We start from the raw sequence: 16,874 nt of genomic DNA, 5'->3' as shown, positions 1-16,874 counted from the left end.
CAGGGGGGACCCTGTGGGAGAGTAGGACGCCGCCGAACAATTTTTCCGGGAAAGCCCCGTGCCATTGGCACGGGGCTTTTCTGCGTTCCGGACCCGGTCGGCAGCGCGGCTGCCCGGCGGCCAACCGGGGCCCGCTGAGTCCTTGTAGGGGTCCGGGACGTCGTGCCCGCCGTGATTGTGAGCAGCTCCGGATCCCGTGTATGGTTTACCTCGTTGCCACAGCGCAGCGAGGCCCCAATAGCTCAGTCGGTAGAGCGTCTCCATGGTAAGGAGAAGGTCTGCGGTTCGATTCCGCATTGGGGCTCAGGACACAACGAAAGGCCCCCGCCATCTGGCGGGGGCCTTTCGCGTGGAATAGCGGTATCGGTGCTCCGGCCTCAGATGTGCGGCGGTTCCGGGACGCGCATGGCCAGGATCGCCATGTCGTCCGAGGCCGGCTCGGCCGCGAAGCGCTCCACGGCCCGCAGAATGCGTGAGGCGACCGCTCCGGCCGTCAGGCCCGTACAGGTCGACAGGACGTCCGCCAGGCCGTCGTCGCCCAGCATGCGGCTTCCCTCGCGGCGTTCGGTGACGCCGTCCGTGACGCACAGGAGGACGTCACCCGGATTGAGGACGACCTCCTGCTCGTACAGGTCGAGGTCCTCGATGACGCCGAGCAGGGGCTGCGGTTCCGCGGCGGACTCGACGGAGCCGTCCTGGCGCAGGCGCAGCGGCAGCGGGTGGCCGGCGCAGACGACCTTCAGGAGGGCGCTGCCGTCCTCCTGGGGCCACAGCTCGCCGTACAGGAGGGTCAGGAAGCGGCTGCGTGCGCCCTCGTCGAGGATCGCCGCGTTGAGGCGCTCCAGGACCGCGGGGCCGCCGAAGCCCTCGCGGGCGAGCAGACGCAGCGCGTGGCGGGCCAGGCCCGTGACGGCGGCCGCCTCCGGTCCCGTACCGCACACGTCGCCGATGGCGAAGCCGTACGCGCCGTCGCTGATCGGGAAGACGTCGTAGAAGTCGCCGCCGACCTCGTTGCCCTCGCCCGCGGCGCGGTAGATGACCTCGATCTCGACGTTCGGCACGTCGGGGAGGCCCGGGGGCAGCAGGCTGCGCTGGAGGGACTGGCTGATCGCCATGCGCTCCGAGTACAGGCGGGCGTTGTCCAGGGCCAGGGCGGCCCTGCGGGAGAGGTCCTCGGCCAGTTCCAGGATCTCCTGGCGGAAGTGGTCGTCCGAGGGCTTCCCGAGCGTCAGCATCCCGATCACGCGGTTGCGGGCGACCAGGGGGAGGACCACCGTCTCGCCACCGACGGCCTGGGCCGTGGCGAGCGTGGTGCGGGTGGCCGTGCTCATGCTCAGGGGCGCGTCCCGCTGCAGGCTGCGGGTCGAGGTGCTCAGCGCGGCACGGTGACCGGCCTCCGAGGGGGCGGCCCACACCCGGGCGCCCGGGGTCGGTACCGGATCCGGCGGGGCGATCTTGGAGAGAAGGGCCTTGAGCCCGTCGATGAGGTCCTCGTCCTCGTGGAGCACGTACGAGAGGTACGGGTCGGAGGACTGGTCCGCGATCGTGTAGACGGCGCACCAGGTCGCCAGGGTCGGGACCGTCATCTGGGCCATCAGCGCCAGGGTCTGGTCCCGGTCGAGCGTGCCGGCGAGCAGGTCGGAGGCCTCGACGAGGAAGGACAGGGAACCGCGGCGCAGCCGCTCCAGCTCGCCGAGGCGGGCGGACTCCACGGCGAGCGCGATGCGGTCCGCCGCGAACTGGAGGCGCAGGGCCTCCTCGTTGGAGTAGCGGCCCGCGGCTTCCGCCGCGACGCCGAGGGAGCCGGTGAGGCGGCCCTCGACCTTCAGCGGGACCGTGACGACCGAGCGCATTCCGGTGTCGGTGAGCAGGGGCACGGCGCCGGGGACGGCGGTGAGGTCCTCATGGACCGCCGGCATCCGGGCGGAGCCGTAGCGTCCCGTGCCGGCTTCGACGGGGACCCGGGCGAAGCGCTGGCGGGCCGAGGGCAGGCCCGTCGTGGCGCGGACCTCCAGCTCCGTCTCGTCGTCCGTGGCGAGCAGGAGGAACGCCGAGTCGGCGTCGAGCATGTCGCGTGCCCGCTCGACCGTGCGCTGGAGGAGGCCGTCCAGGTCGTCGGGGGCCGGGGATCCGATGAACACCTCGAACGGGTCCGCGGTGCGGTTGTCGGCCGAGGAGTCGGAGACCGGGGCGCGGACCGGGGACTGCAGCACGGCGCGCTCGTCGTCGCGGACGAGGAGACAGACCGTGGAGGGTTCGCCGTCGGTGTCGCGGACCCGCAGGTGCGAGGAGTAGACGGCGATGGTCCGGCCGTCGGCGCCGCGGATCCCGTAACTGCCCTCCCAGCGGGAGAGCTGGAGGGCGTCTGCGATGCCGGTGTTGGTCCCGGGGGTGTGCGGCCAGGCCACGAAGTCGGTGAACTGCTTGCCGGTGACCTGCTCCGCGGTGTGCCCGAAGACATAGGCGGCGTCGTCGTTCCAGGCGCTGATCGCGCCGGTGCTGTCGATCTGCACGACGGCGACCCGGACGCGCTGGTCGGTGACGGGAAGAAGCGACGTGGGCAGGACCGGACCCGCGGAGCGGATGCCCACCGGCCGGTCGGGCAGGTCCAGCTGGAACCAGACGTGCTTGCGGGTGGGGGAGTACTCGACGCCCCAGCGGGAGGCCAGGGCGGCGCAGAGCAGCAGACCGCGGCCGTTCTCGCGGTCGGGGCTGCCGAAGTCGAGGCCGTTGCTCTGGAGCGGGACCTCGCGTTCCGGATAGTGGTCGGAGACCTCGACGCGGACGCCGTCCTCGGTGCGCAGGCACAGCACGTCGGCCGCCGTCCCCGCGTGCACGACGGCGTTCGTCACGAGCTCACTGGTGAGCACGACGGCGTCGTCGACGACATCGTTGTAGCCCCACCCCTGGAGCGTGTCCCGGACAAAGGCGCGGGCGGTCGCGACGGAGCGCCCGACCGGTTCGAAGGTGGCGGCCGCGCGCGCGGTGATCACAGCACTCCCCATATGGTGTCTCGTCGCTTCCCCGAGTCCTGTGCCCGTTTATCGCCGCTTCGATTCGCTTGCCAGGCTAGACGTTCGTCAAGGGTGCCGGATACACGAGGGCCGAGTTCGGGACAGACCGCTCCGGCCGTGTGCGGGGGCGCACAAGTATGGACTCCCCGTGGAAGGGAAGGGGGGCAACCGGGGGAGGTTGCCCGCCGACCGGTTCCGGCCTGGTACGTTGCAACGATTTGACGTCCGCCCGGTCGCCCGTTGACGGTGTGCTGTGGCGGTGAGCCAAAGTGGAACTGGGCAAGCTTCCGGATAGGCCCGAGTGAAACGGTCAACCCCTGCGGGAGGGACACGGTGGAGTCTGGCGTGGCGGCGCAGGGTTCGAAGGCGCGTACAAAAGGCGGACAGTCCGTGAAAAAGCAGCGCAATGGCACCGTCGAAGTGGACGCGGCAGCTCTGAACAGACTGCTCGCGGGCCTTGTGGCGATGCGCGACGGCAATTTCCGCCGGCGGCTCACCGTCTCCGGCGACGGTGTGATGACGGAGATCGCGGCGGTCTTCAACGAGGTCGCGGACCGCAATCTCCACCTCACCGGTGAGCTGGCGCGCGTACGGCGTGTGGTCGGGCGCGAGGGCAAGCTCACGGAGCGGCTGGAGACGGGCGCCTGCGAGGGCTCCTGGGCGGCCGCGATCGACGCTTCCAACGAGCTCGTGGACGATCTCGCGCGACCGGTCTCCGAGGTGGGCCGGGTCCTGTCGGCGGTCGCCGACGGTGACCTGGAGCAGCGGATGGAGCTGCGGTCGCACACGACGGACGAGACGGTACGGCCGCTGCGCGGCGAGTTCCTGAAGGTCGCGCGTACGGTCAACAACCTGGTCGACCAGCTGTCGGTCTTCACCGAGCAGGTGACCCGGGTCGCCGTCGAGGTGGGCACCGAGGGCAAGCTCGGGGGTCAGGCGCAGGTGCGTGGGATGTCCGGGTCCTGGAAGGACCTCACGGACTCCGTGAACACCATGGCGTACCGGCTGACCGCCCAGGTGCGGGACATCGCGCTGGTGACGACGGCGGTCGCCAAGGGTGATCTGTCGCGGAAGGTCACCGTCCATGTGGCCGGCGAGATGCTCCAGCTGAAGAACACCGTCAACACGATGGTCGACCAGCTGTCCTCGTTCTCCTCCGAGGTGACGCGCGTCGCCCGTGAGGTGGGCACCGAGGGCGAGCTGGGCGGTCAGGCGACCGTGCCCGGCGTGGCCGGCGTGTGGAAGGACCTGACCGACTCCGTCAACACGATGGCGGGCAACCTCACCTCCCAGGTGCGAGGGATCGCGGAGGTGACGACGGCGGTCGCCAGCGGTGACCTGACGCAGAAGGTCACGGTGAGCGCGCGGGGCGAGGTCGCCCAGCTCGCCGAGACGATCAACCAGATGACCGAGACGCTGCGCACCTTCGCGGACGAAGTGACGCGCGTGGCGAGCGAGGTCGGTGGCGAGGGGCTGCTCGGCGGCCAGGCCCAGGTGCCGGGCGCCGCGGGGACGTGGAAGGACCTCACCGACTCGGTGAACACGGTCTTCCGGAACCTGACGACGCAGGTGCGCGACATTGCGCAGGTCACGACGGCGGTGGCCAGCGGCGACATGTCGCAGAAGGTCACGGTGGACGTGGCCGGGGAGATGCTGGAGCTGAAGAACACCGTCAACACGATGGTGGACCAGCTCCAGTCCTTCGGTTCCGAGGTGACCCGTGTGGCCCGGGAGGTCGGCGTCGAGGGACGGCTCGGCGGCCAGGCGGAAGTGCCGGGCGCCGCGGGGACGTGGAAGGACCTCACCGACTCGGTGAACACCGCGTTCCGCAACCTCACCGGTCAGGTCCGGGACATTGCCCAGGTCACCACAGCGGTCGCGAACGGTGATCTGTCGCAGAAGGTCACCGTGGACGTGGCCGGGGAGATGCTGGAGCTGAAGAACACCGTCAACACGATGGTGGCGCAGCTGTCCAGCTTCGCCGACCAGGTGACGCGGATGGCCCGGGACGTGGGCACCGAGGGCCGACTCGGCGGCCAGGCGCGCGTGGACGGCGTCTCCGGTACGTGGAAGGAACTCACGGACTCCGTCAACTTCATGGCCGGCAACCTCACCTCCCAGGTGAGGCAGATCGCGCAGGTGACGACGGCGGTGGCGCGGGGCGACCTGTCGCAGAAGATCGACGTGGACGCCCGGGGCGAGATCCTCGAGCTGAAGAACACCATCAACACGATGGTCGACCAGCTCTCCGCCTTCGCCGACCAGGTGACCCGGGTGGCCCGCGAGGTGGGCACGGACGGGCGGCTCGGCGGTCAGGCCCAGGTGCCCGGGGTCGCCGGAGTCTGGCGCGATCTCACCGACTCGGTGAACGGCATGGCCGGAAACCTCACCGCTCAGGTGCGCAACATCGCGCAGGTCGCCACGGCGGTCGCGCGCGGTGACCTGTCGCAGAAGATCGACGTGGACGCCCGGGGCGAGATCCTGGAGCTGAAGAACACCCTCAACACGATGGTGGACCAGCTGTCCAACTTCGCGGAGCAGGTGACGCGGGTCGCCCGCGAGGTGGGTACGGAAGGCATCCTCGGCGGTCAGGCCGAGGTGCAGGGCGTGTCCGGTACGTGGAAGGACCTCACCCAGTCCGTCAACGGCATGGCGAACAACCTGACCCTCCAGGTCCGCAACATCGCCGAGGTCACCACCGCGGTCGCCAAGGGCGATCTCTCCAAGAAGATCACCGTCGACGCCAAGGGCGAGATCCTCGAACTGGTCACGACCGTCAACACGATGGTCGACCAGCTGCTCAACTTCGCCGACGAGGTCTCGCGCGTGGCCCGCGAGGTGGGCACCGAGGGCATTCTCGGCGGGCAGGCACGGGTGCGCGGGGCGACCGGCATCTGGAAGGACCTCAGCGAGAACGTCAACCTGATGGCCAACAACCTCACCAGCCAGGTGCGCAACATCTCCCGGGTCTCCTCCGCGGTCGCCAACGGCGACCTGACGAAGAAGGTCACCGTGGAGGCGCGCGGCGAGGTCGCGGAGCTGGCCGACACCGTCAACACGATGGTGACGACGCTGTCCTCGTTCGCCGACGAGGTCACACGGGTGGCCCGCGAGGTGGGCACGGAAGGGGAGCTGGGCGGCCAGGCCAGGGTGCCGGGGGTCGCCGGTACGTGGAAGGACCTCACCGAGTCCGTGAACTCGATGGCCTCCAACCTGACCGGTCAGGTGCGGCAGATCGCCACGGTCACCACCGCCATCGCCAAGGGCGACCTGACCAAGAAGATCGACATCGACGCGCGCGGTGAGATCCAGGAGCTGAAGAACACCATCAACACGATGGTCGACCAGCTGTCCTCGTTCGCGGAGCAGGTCACCCGGGTGGCCCGCGAGGTGGGCACCGAGGGGCAGCTGGGCGGCCAGGCGCGGGTGCGGGACGTCGACGGCACCTGGCGCGACCTCACCGAGTCGGTGAACGAGATGGCCGGGAACCTGACCCGTCAGGTCCGTGCCATCGCGGCCGTCGCGACCGCGGTGACCCGCGGTGATCTGAATCTCAAGATCGATGTGGACGCAGCGGGCGAGATCCAGGTCCTGCAGGACAACATCAACACGATGATCGCGAACCTGCGTGACACCACCCTCGCCAACAAGGAGCAGGACTGGCTGAAGGGCAACCTGGCCCGGATCTCGGGTCTGATGCAGGGCCGCCGTGATCTGGACGACGTGGCCTCGCTGATCATGAGCGAGCTGACGCCGGTGGTCTCGGCGCAGCACGGCGCGTTCTTCCTGGCCATGGCCGCGGGCGACGCGGCCGAGATGGGTCCGGACAACGGCGCGGCCAGTGCGTACGAGCTGCGGATGCGGGGGAGCTACGGCTACTCCGCGGGTTCGATGCCGACCTCCTTCCGGCCCGGTGAGACGCTCATCGGGACGGCGGCCGAGGAGAAGCGGACGATCCAGGTGGACAACGTCCCGCCGGGGTATCTGAAGATCTCCTCCGGGCTGGGAGAGGCCCCTCCGGCGCATGTGATCGTGCTGCCGGTGCTCTTCGAGGGCAAGGTCCTCGGCGTGATCGAACTGGCCTCCTTCCAGCCGTTCACGCACATTCAGCGGGACTTCCTCAACCAGCTCGCCGAGATGATCGCGACGAGCGTCAACACCATCAGCGTCAACACCAAGACCGAGAAGCTCCTGGAGCAGTCGCAGGAGCTGACCGAGCAGCTTCGCGACCGGTCGCAGGAGTTGGAGAACCGGCAGAAGGCACTCCAGGCGTCCAACGCCGAACTGGAGGAGAAGGCCGAGCTGCTGGCCCAGCAGAACCGCGACATCGAGGTGAAGAACACCGAGATCGAGGAGGCCCGGCAGGTGCTGGAGGAGCGCGCCGAGCAGCTCGCGGTCTCGATGCGCTACAAGTCCGAGTTCCTGGCGAACATGTCGCACGAGCTGCGCACACCGCTCAACTCGCTGCTGATTCTGGCCAAGTTGCTGGCGGACAACGCCGAGGGCAATCTCTCGCCGAAGCAGGTGGAGTTCGCCGAGACGATCCACGGGGCCGGTTCCGACCTGCTCCAGCTGATCAACGACATCCTCGACCTGTCGAAGGTCGAGGCGGGCAAGATGGACGTCAGCCCGACCAGGATCGCGCTGGTCCAGCTGGTCGACTACGTGGAGGCGACCTTCCGCCCGCTCACCGCGGAGAAGGGTCTCGACTTCTCCGTACGGGTGTCGCCGGAGCTGCCCGCGACCCTGCACACCGACGAGCAGCGCCTTCTCCAGGTGCTGCGCAACCTGCTGTCCAACGCGGTGAAGTTCACCGACGGCGGTGCGGTGGAGCTGGTGATCCGGCCGGCCGGCCCCGATGTGCCGAACGCGATCCGGGAGCACCTGCTGGAAGCGGGTTCGCTGCGGGACGCGGACGCCGATCTGATCGCCTTCTCGGTCACCGACACCGGGATCGGGATCGCGTCCAGCAAGATGCTGGTGATCTTCGAGGCGTTCAAGCAGGCGGACGGCACGACGAGCCGGAAGTACGGCGGCACCGGTCTCGGCCTCTCCATCAGCCGGGAGATCGCACGGCTGCTCGGCGGTGAGATCCACGCGGCGAGCGAGCCGGGACGCGGTTCCACCTTCACCCTGTACCTGCCGCTGCACCGGGCAGAACTGCCGCCCCAGGGCTACCCCCCGGTGGGTTCCGGTTCCGCCGAGGTGCTGGGCGGTGCGGGCGAGCTGGGGCAGGGGCAGTCCCCGCAGGGGCAGTCGGCTCCGTTCGGCGACCCGGCCAACTCCGCCGGGATGTTCCGGCGGCGGCGCAAGGCGCTGGGGGACGCGGCCCGCAAGCCCGCCCTGCCGGCCGGCCGGGCCACGGCCGACAGCGCCCCGCAGCAGGAGGAGTGGGTGCAGTCGAGTCCGGGCGAGAACCAGGCCGCGGCGGAGGAGCCGGAGCCCCGGCGGACATTCCGCTTCCGCGGCGAGAAGGTGCTCATCGTGGACGACGACATCCGCAACGTCTTCGCGCTCACCAGCGTGCTGGAGCAGCACGGGCTGGCGGTGCTGTACGCGGAGAACGGCCGCGAGGGCATCGAAGTGCTGGAGCAGCACGACGATGTGACGGTCGTGCTGATGGACATCATGATGCCCGAGATGGACGGTTACGCGACGACGACCGCGATCCGGCGGATGCCGCAGTTCGCCGGGCTGCCGATCATCGCGCTCACCGCGAAGGCGATGAAGGGCGACCGGGAGAAGGCCATCGATTGCGGGGCTTCCGACTATGTGACGAAGCCGGTCGATCCTGATCACCTGCTCGCGGTGATGGAGCAGTGGATGCACGGAGAGTGATCGAAGATTGAATGAATTTGCTTGAGTTGTTGACCGACTGTGCGCGAACGGGTGTGAACGCGCTGCATCCGGGGAACCTTCTGTTCTCCCACCGCGTTTGGGGTATGTGCACAGTGACATCGCGGTGACAGGGTGTGGTGACGGGCGGGGTGCGGCTACCATGACCGGCACAAGGACGGACGGCGCAAGGGAGTCGTCCCCTGGGGCGGCACCCGGTGCATTTCCGGGGCGAGGAGGGCGGGCCATGGTACAGAAGGCCAAGATCCTCCTGGTCGATGACCGGCCGGAGAATCTGCTGGCGCTGGAGGCCATCCTCTCTGCGCTCGATCAGACACTGGTCCGGGCATCGTCAGGGGAGGAAGCGCTCAAAGCGCTGCTCACGGACGACTTCGCGGTCATTCTGCTGGATGTCCAGATGCCGGGCATGGACGGTTTCGAGACCGCCGCGCACATCAAGCGGCGGGAGCGGACCCGGGACATCCCGATCATCTTCCTCACCGCGATCAACCACGGTCCGCATCACACCTTCCGCGGCTACGCGGCCGGTGCGGTGGACTACATCTCGAAGCCGTTCGACCCGTGGGTGCTGCGGGCCAAGGTGTCGGTCTTCGTCGAGCTGTACATGAAGAACTGCAAGCTCCGCGAGCAGGCCGCTCTGCTGCGACTCCAGTTGGAGGGCGACGGCCACGCGGGCGGCGACCACGAGAAGGAGCCGGCCGGTCTGCTGGCCGAACTCTCCGCGCGGCTCGCGGCGGTCGAGGAGCAGGCGGAAGCGCTCTCCAAGCAGCTCGACGACGAATCCGCGGACGCCGCGGCCGTCGCCACCGCCGCCCACCTCGAACGCAAGCTGACCGGTCTGCGCCGTGCGCTCGACGCGCTGGAGCCGGGCACCGGCGGCAGCGCGGGCGTGCTGCCCGCACAGAGCTGACGTCCTCCGCCCCCTCCGGCTCCGCGCCCACCGGCCGCTGTCGTGAGGTGGCGTCAGTTCCCGGCCGCGGGAAGGCGACACGGTCGGGTGAACCCGTAGGCGAACGTGTTCACGGGCGACGACAGCGGTAACCTCGGCACCATGGCCTCACGTACGTCCGGCAAGGGTTCCCAGGGCACGGCGGGCACCGCGAAGCGCGTCGGCCGTACCGCGGGCCCGGCGAAGAAAGCCGCGCCCGCCAAGAAGACCGCGCCGAAGAAGGCGGCGGCTCCGGCGAAGAAGGCTCCCGCGAAGAAGGCGGTGGCCAAGAAGCCCGCGCCCAAACCCGCGCCGTCACCCACCGGAGGCGTCTACCGGCTGGTGCGGGCGGTCTGGCTCGGGACGGCGCACGGCGTCGGTGCGGTGTTCCGCTCGATAGGGCGTGGAGCCAAGGGACTTGACCCCGCCCACCGCAAGGACGGGCTCGCGCTGCTGCTGCTCGGCCTGGCGCTGATCGTCGCCGCGGGCACCTGGTCCAATCTCCAGGGGCCGGTCGGTGACCTGGTGGAGATGCTGGTGACCGGGGCCTTCGGCCGGCTCGACCTGCTCGCGCCGATACTGCTGGGCGCGATGGCGGTGCGGTTGATCCTCTATCCGGAGCGGCCGGAGGCCAACGGCCGCATCGTCATCGGGCTGTCCGCCCTGGTCATCGGGGTTCTCGGACAGGTCCACATCGCCTGTGGTTCGCCGGGCCGGGACGCGGGCACCGAGGCGATGCAGGACGCGGGCGGGCTGGTCGGCTGGGCCACCTCCAAGCCGCTGATCTTCATGATGGGCGAGGTGCTCGCCGTGCCGCTGCTGGTGCTGCTGACCCTGTTCGGGCTCCTCGTCGTCACCGCCACCCCGGTCAACGCCATTCCGCAGCGGCTGCGTCAGCTCGGTGTCCGCCTCGGCATCGTGGAACCGGCGCCCGAGGCAGGCGAGGGGTTCGAGGACGACGACGAGCGCTACGACGACCAGTGGCGCGAGGCGCTGCCCGAGCGGCACCAGCGGCGCGGCGCGCGTCGCACGGACCCGGACGCGGACCCGGTCTACGACCACGACCAGGCCGAGGCGGAGGCGCTCACCAAGCGCAGGAGGCCCCGCAGGCCGTCCGCCCAGCCCGCGATGAACCGGCCGCTGGACGCCGTGGACGTCGCCGCCGCCGCTGCCGCCGCGCTCGACGGGGCCGTGCTCAACGGGATGCCGCCCTCGCCGATCGTCGCCGATCTGACCCAGGGCGTCTCCGTGGACCGCGAGCGCACCGGGACGCCCGTGCCCGGGGCCCGGGAGGCCGAGCGGGACGGTGCGGGGAAGGCCGGGGCGGGCGCGGGGCGCCGGTCGGACCGGCCCGATGACGCGACCGGCGGTGACCGTTCCGGTGACACCTCCGGCCGGTCCGGTGCCGTGCCCGACCTGACCAAGCCCGCTCCGGAGCGGTCCGAGGGCCTGCCCGCCCGCGCCGAGCAGCTCCAGCTGTCCGGCGACATCACGTACTCGCTGCCCTCGCTCGACCTGCTGGAGCGCGGCGGACCGGGCAAGACCCGCAGCGCCGCCAACGACGTCGTCGTCGCCTCGCTGACCAACGTCTTCTCCGAGTTCAAGGTCGATGCCGCCGTCACCGGCTTCACCCGGGGCCCGACCGTCACCCGCTACGAGATCGAGCTCGGCCCCGCCGTGAAGGTCGAGAAGATCACGGCGCTGGCCAAGAACATCGCGTACGCCGTGGCGAGCCCGGACGTGCGGATCATCTCGCCGATCCCGGGGAAGTCCGCCGTCGGCATCGAGATTCCCAACTCCGACCGCGAGATGGTCAACCTCGGTGACGTGCTGCGTCTCGCGGATGCGGCCGAGGACGACCACCCGATGCTCGTGGCGCTCGGCAAGAACGTCGAGGGCGGCTACGAGATGGCCAACCTCGCGAAGATGCCGCACGTCCTGGTCGCCGGCGCGACCGGCTCCGGCAAGTCCTCCTGCATCAACTGCCTGATCACCTCGATCATGGTGCGGGCCACCCCGGACGACGTGCGGATGGTCCTCGTCGACCCCAAGCGCGTCGAGCTGACCGCGTACGAGGGCATCCCCCACCTCATCACCCCGATCATCACCAACCCCAAGAAGGCCGCCGAGGCGCTCCAGTGGGTCGTGCGGGAGATGGACCTGCGCTACGACGACCTCGCCAACTTCGGCTACCGGCACATCGACGACTTCAACCACGCGGTGCGCAACGGCAAGTGCAAGGCGCCCGAGGGCAGCGAGCGGGAGCTGTCCCCGTATCCGTACCTGCTGGTGATCGTCGACGAGCTGGCCGACCTGATGATGGTCGCCCCGCGCGACGTCGAGGACTCGATCGTCCGCATCACCCAGCTGGCCCGCGCGGCCGGTATCCACCTGGTGCTCGCCACCCAGCGGCCCTCGGTCGACGTGGTGACCGGTCTGATCAAGGCGAACGTGCCCTCCCGGCTCGCCTTCGCGACCTCCTCCCTCGCCGACAGCCGGGTCATCCTCGACCAGCCCGGCGCCGAGAAGCTCATCGGCAAGGGCGACGGGCTCTTCCTCCCGATGGGGGCCAACAAACCCACCCGTATGCAGGGCGCCTTCGTCACCGAGGACGAGGTCGCCGCCGTCGTCCAGCACTGCAAGGACCAGATGGCCCCGGTCTTCCGGGACGACGTCGTGGTGGGCACGAAGCAGAAGAAGGAGATCGACGAGGACATCGGCGACGACCTGGACCTGCTCTGTCAGGCCGCCGAACTGGTCGTCTCCACCCAGTTCGGGTCGACCTCGATGCTCCAGCGCAAGCTCCGGGTCGGCTTCGCCAAGGCGGGCCGGCTGATGGACCTGATGGAGTCCCGCAACATCGTCGGGCCCAGCGAGGGCTCCAAGGCGCGCGACGTCCTGGTGAAACCCGACGAGCTCGACGGGGTGTTGGCCGTCATCCGCGGGGAACCCGCTCCGTAAAGGTTTTGTGGGCAACCGTTTCGTACGGTCGTACGTCCAGTTGAAGGGAGGGACGGAACCTTGCTCCTCCCCGCAGTCGGCTCCGTCGATCCCTCACCCGTTCTCCCACCCCGTTCGGCCCACTACAGGTTGCCCAGTCCTCGATCGGGGCTGTGCTCCGTCCCCACTCCGCCCCGGAGTCGGTGGCGGGGCCGTCCGGCGAACCCGATGGCGTACAAAGTCGTCCCTCCCGGTTGCCCCTCCCTTTCGTACCCCCCCTAGACTGAACATCCAGCAGGTGGCTCACGCTCGAAAGGCGCCCCCGTGTCCATCGGCAACTCCCCCGAAGACGACCGGCCTTCGATCGGTCGTGCCCTTCAGCAGGCTCGTATCGCCGCAGGTCTGACGGTCGAGGAAGTCAGCAGCTCCACCCGGGTGCGCATCCCCATCGTGCACGCGATCGAGCAGGACGACTTCTCCCGCTGCGGCGGCGACGTCTACGCCCGCGGCCACATCCGCACGTTCGCCCGTGCCGTCGGCCTCGATCCGGAACCGCTGGTCGAGGAGTACGACGCCGATCACGGCGGCCGTCCCGCACCGACCCCCGCGGCACCGCTGTTCGAAGCCGAACGCATCCGCTCCGAGCCGAGGCGGCCCAACTGGACCGCCGCCATGGTCGCGGCCATCGTCGCGGTCATCGGGTTCGTCGGCTTCACGCTCTTCAGCGGCGAGGACGAACCCTCGAACACCGCGCAGATCGCGGAGGGCTCCAAGCCCGACAAGACGGCGGCGAAGCCCACCGCCACCAAGCCCTCCGACCCCAAGCCCGTGCCTTCCGAGAGTGCCATCGCCGCCGCCCCCCGGGACAAGGTGACGGTCAAGCTCAGCGCCGAGCGCGGCAAGAGCTGGATCTCGGCCAAGGATCACAACGGACGGCTGCTCTTCGACGGGCTGCTGCTCCAGGGCGAGTCCAAGACCTTCCAGGACAAGGAGCGCATCGACCTCGTCCTCGGCGACGCCGGGGCGATCGAGCTCTTCGTCAACGGCAAGCAGGTCCAGGACCGCTTCGGTCCCGGCCAGGTCGAACGGCTCTCCTACACCAAGGGCGACCCCGAGGCCGGCTGATCCGCGGCCCCCGGTTTTCCCGCACGCGTCCCGACGGGCGTCCGGCCTCGCGCCGGGCGCCCGTCGGCGTTCCCGGCCGGGACTCGGTCACTCCCCGTAGCAGGGGAGGGGCGGTGAGCGGCGTCGGTAACCCTGCACGGTAGGGAGGCCGCCGGGACAAAGTAGTCTTGAGTCCATGCCCGAACGCCGTACCGTCGCCCTTGTCACTCTTGGCTGCGCCCGTAACGAGGTGGACTCGGAGGAGCTTGCAGGCCGCTTGGCAGCGGACGGCTGGGACCTCGTCGAGGATGCCTCCGACGCGGATGTCGCAGTCGTCAACACCTGTGGGTTCGTCGAAGCCGCCAAGAAGGACTCCGTCGACGCCCTGCTCGAAGCCAACGATCTCAAGGACCACGGCCGCACCCAGGCCGTCGTCGCCGTCGGCTGCATGGCCGAGCGCTACGGCAAGGACCTCGCCGAGGCCCTGCCGGAGGCGGACGGCGTCCTCGGATTCGACGACTACGCCGACATCTCCGACCGGCTCCAGACCATCCTCAACGGCGGCGTCCACGCCTCGCACACCCCGCGCGACCGCCGCAAGCTGCTGCCGATCAGCCCCGCCGAGCGGCAGGACGCCGCCGTGGCGCTGCCCGGCCACGCCCAGGAGACCCCCGCCCCGGCCCCCGAGGACCTCCCCGAGGGCGTCGCACCGGTCTCCGGGCCGCGGGCGCCGCTGCGCCGCAGGCTGGGCACCAGCCCCGTCGCCTCGGTGAAGCTCGCCTCCGGCTGCGACCGCCGCTGCTCCTTCTGCGCCATCCCCTCCTTCCGCGGCTCGTTCATCTCGCGGCGTCCCTCGGACGTGCTCCAGGAGACCCGCTGGCTGGCCGAGCAGGGCGTCAAGGAGGTCATGCTCGTCTCCGAGAACAACACCTCCTACGGCAAGGACCTCGGCGACATCCGCCTCCTGGAGACCCTGCTGCCCGAGCTCGCCGATGTGGACGGCATCGAGCGGATCCGGGTCAGCTACCTCCAGCCCGCCGAGATGCGCCCCGGCCTCATCGACGTCCTCACCTCGACGCCGAAGGTCGCTCCGTACTTCGACCTCTCCTTCCAGCACTCCGCCCCCGGGGTGCTGCGCGCGATGCGCCGCTTCGGCGACACCGACCGGTTCCTGGAGCTCCTGGACACCATCCGGAGCAAGGCCCCCGAGGCCGGCGCCCGGTCCAACTTCATCGTCGGCTTCCCCGGCGAGACCGAGGCGGACCTCGCGGAGCTGGAACGCTTCCTCACCGGCGCCCGGCTGGATGCGATCGGCGTCTTCGGCTACTCCGACGAGGACGGCACCGAGGCGGTCGGCTACGAGAACAAGCTCGACGCCGACGTCATCGCGGAGCGCCTCGCCCATATCTCCCAGCTGGCCGAGGAGCTGACCTCGCAGCGGGCCGAGGAGCGCGTCGGCGAGACCCTCCAGGTGCTGGTGGAGTCCGTGGAGTCGGAGGAGGACGGCGAGGTCGCGATCGGGCGTGCGGCGCACCAGGCTCCCGAAACGGATGGCCAGGTGGTCTTCACCACACGCGAGGGGCTCGTGCCGGGCCGTATGGTCGAGGCGAAGGCAGTGGGCACCGAGGGCGTCGACCTGGTGGCCGAACACCACGAGCTTGCGGAGGTAGCCAGATGACCGGAGTCCCGGCATCCGCGGCAGGCGGTTCCGGCGCGAAGCCGGTCCGCGGCGGCAAGCTGGGCACTGCGGCCGTCAACCAGGCCAGCCTGTGGAACATCGCCAACATCCTGACCATGGTGCGGTTGCTGCTCGTACCCGGTTTCGTCCTGCTGCTGTTCCACGACGGCGGATACGACCCGGTCTGGCGCTCCTTCGCCTGGGCGGCCTTCGCCATCGCGATGATCACCGACCTGTTCGACGGTCACCTGGCGCGGGCGTACAACCTGGTCACCGACTTCGGGAAGATCGCCGACCCGATCGCCGACAAGGCGATCATGGGTGCTGCGCTGGTCTCCCTCTCCGTCCTGGGCGATCTGCCGTGGTGGATCACGGGCGTGATCCTCGCCCGCGAGCTGGGCATCACGCTGATGCGCTTCTGGGTGATCCGGCATGCGGTGATCCCGGCCAGCAGGGGTGGCAAGCTGAAGACGCTCGCGCAGGGGACGGCGGCCGGGATGTACGTCCTGGTGCTCACCGGCCCCCTGGCGACCCTGCGCTTCTGGATGATGATGGTCGCCGTCGTGCTGACGGTCGTCACGGGACTCGATTACGTACGTCAGGCCGTCGTCCTGCGACGCCAGGGACTGGCCGCCGAGCGCGCCGTCGCCGCCGAGCGGGCCGCCAGGGCCGTGGAAGCCCCGCAGGCCCCCGCCGCGACGACGGCCGGCGCCGGTCCTGCCGCGGGCGCTGTGGCCGGGGTGACGGACGTACGGACCGCCGCCGAGGCGCGCGACGCCGCGGATGCCGAGCGGTGACAGCCGCTGCCCGGGTGCTCCGGCTGCTCGGAGCGCGGGGCGAGACGCTCGCCGTCGCCGAATCGCTGACCGGCGGCCTGGTCGCCGCCGATGTCACCTCCGTACCCGGCGCCTCCCGGTCCTTCCGGGGGTCGGTGACGGCGTACGCCACCGTCCTCAAGCGGGACGTCCTGGGCGTCGACGGGACGCTGCTGGCCGAGCGCGGAGCCGTGGGCCCCGAGGTCGCGGTGCAGATGGCGGCCGGTGTGCGCCGGGCCCTGGACGCGGACTGGGGGATCTCCACCACGGGCGTCGCCGGGCCCGAACCGCAGGACGGGCAGCCGGTCGGAACGGTCTACGTCGCCGTGGCCGGTCCCTCCGGCATCGAGAAAGTGACGGGTCTGCGGTTGAATGGTGAGAGGGCGGACATCCGTAGAGAGAGTGTGCGAAGCGTCCTCGAACTGCTCGCGAGCGAACTCGGTCGGAACGCGCGGGCACAGGATACGGAACAGATCGGGGGGAATTGATGTTTGCAGCCCTGAGTGAACACGACATCGCTCCCCGCACGGCCGCAGCAC

Annotated in this window: 8 protein-coding genes and 1 tRNA gene; 8 read left to right on the top strand and 1 reads right to left on the bottom strand. The window is 70.0% G+C overall.

Annotated elements, in window-relative coordinates:
- Positions 1-231 precede the first annotated feature (231 nt).
- A tRNA-Thr gene (locus ACH4UK_RS35070) sits at positions 232-304 on the top strand.
- A 73-nt stretch (positions 305-377) separates the two neighbouring features.
- Here ACH4UK_RS35070 and ACH4UK_RS35065 read toward each other — a convergent pair.
- Positions 378-3,005 (bottom strand): SpoIIE family protein phosphatase, encoded by a 2,628-nt coding sequence (locus tag ACH4UK_RS35065; protein ID WP_398363009.1) that lies wholly within the window; start codon positions 3,003-3,005, stop codon positions 378-380.
- Between the two features lie 399 nt (positions 3,006-3,404).
- Here ACH4UK_RS35065 and ACH4UK_RS35060 point away from each other — a divergent pair, with 399 nt between their 5' ends.
- From ACH4UK_RS35060 to ACH4UK_RS35030, 7 genes are all read left to right on the top strand, one after another.
- Positions 3,405-8,852, top strand: a complete 5,448-nt coding sequence (locus ACH4UK_RS35060; protein ID WP_398363007.1) for a HAMP domain-containing protein — start codon at positions 3,405-3,407, stop codon at positions 8,850-8,852.
- A gap of 244 nt (positions 8,853-9,096) precedes the next feature.
- A complete protein-coding gene (locus tag ACH4UK_RS35055; RefSeq protein ID WP_398363005.1) occupies positions 9,097-9,780 on the top strand; it encodes a two-component system response regulator in 684 nt (227 codons plus the stop codon).
- A gap of 141 nt (positions 9,781-9,921) precedes the next feature.
- Complete coding sequence (locus ACH4UK_RS35050; protein WP_398363004.1) at positions 9,922-12,759, top strand: DNA translocase FtsK; 2,838 nt, start codon at positions 9,922-9,924, stop codon at positions 12,757-12,759.
- Positions 12,760-13,062: 303 nt separating this feature from the next.
- Positions 13,063-13,863 carry a RodZ domain-containing protein gene (locus tag ACH4UK_RS35045; RefSeq protein ID WP_398363002.1) on the top strand — a complete coding sequence of 267 codons (801 nt, stop codon included), beginning with the start codon at positions 13,063-13,065 and terminating at the stop codon, positions 13,861-13,863.
- A 175-nt stretch (positions 13,864-14,038) separates the two neighbouring features.
- On the top strand, positions 14,039-15,520 hold the full coding sequence (rimO, locus tag ACH4UK_RS35040; protein WP_398363000.1) for a 30S ribosomal protein S12 methylthiotransferase RimO: 1,482 nt from the start codon (positions 14,039-14,041) through the stop codon (positions 15,518-15,520).
- Positions 15,517-16,317 carry a CDP-diacylglycerol--glycerol-3-phosphate 3-phosphatidyltransferase gene (gene pgsA, locus ACH4UK_RS35035; protein ID WP_398362998.1) on the top strand — a complete coding sequence of 267 codons (801 nt, stop codon included), beginning with the start codon at positions 15,517-15,519 and terminating at the stop codon, positions 16,315-16,317. Before rimO ends, pgsA begins: the two co-directional genes overlap by 4 nt.
- A complete protein-coding gene (locus ACH4UK_RS35030) occupies positions 16,314-16,823 on the top strand; it encodes a CinA family protein (protein WP_398362997.1) in 510 nt (169 codons plus the stop codon). Before pgsA ends, ACH4UK_RS35030 begins: the two co-directional genes overlap by 4 nt.
- Positions 16,824-16,874 lie beyond the last annotated feature (51 nt).

This window comes from Streptomyces sp. NPDC020884, assembly GCF_044333935.1.
Taxonomy (GTDB): Bacteria; Actinomycetota; Actinomycetes; order Streptomycetales; family Streptomycetaceae; genus Streptomyces.
Note: the sequence above shows the minus strand (reverse complement) of the source record. Positions and strands in the feature narration are given on the sequence as shown.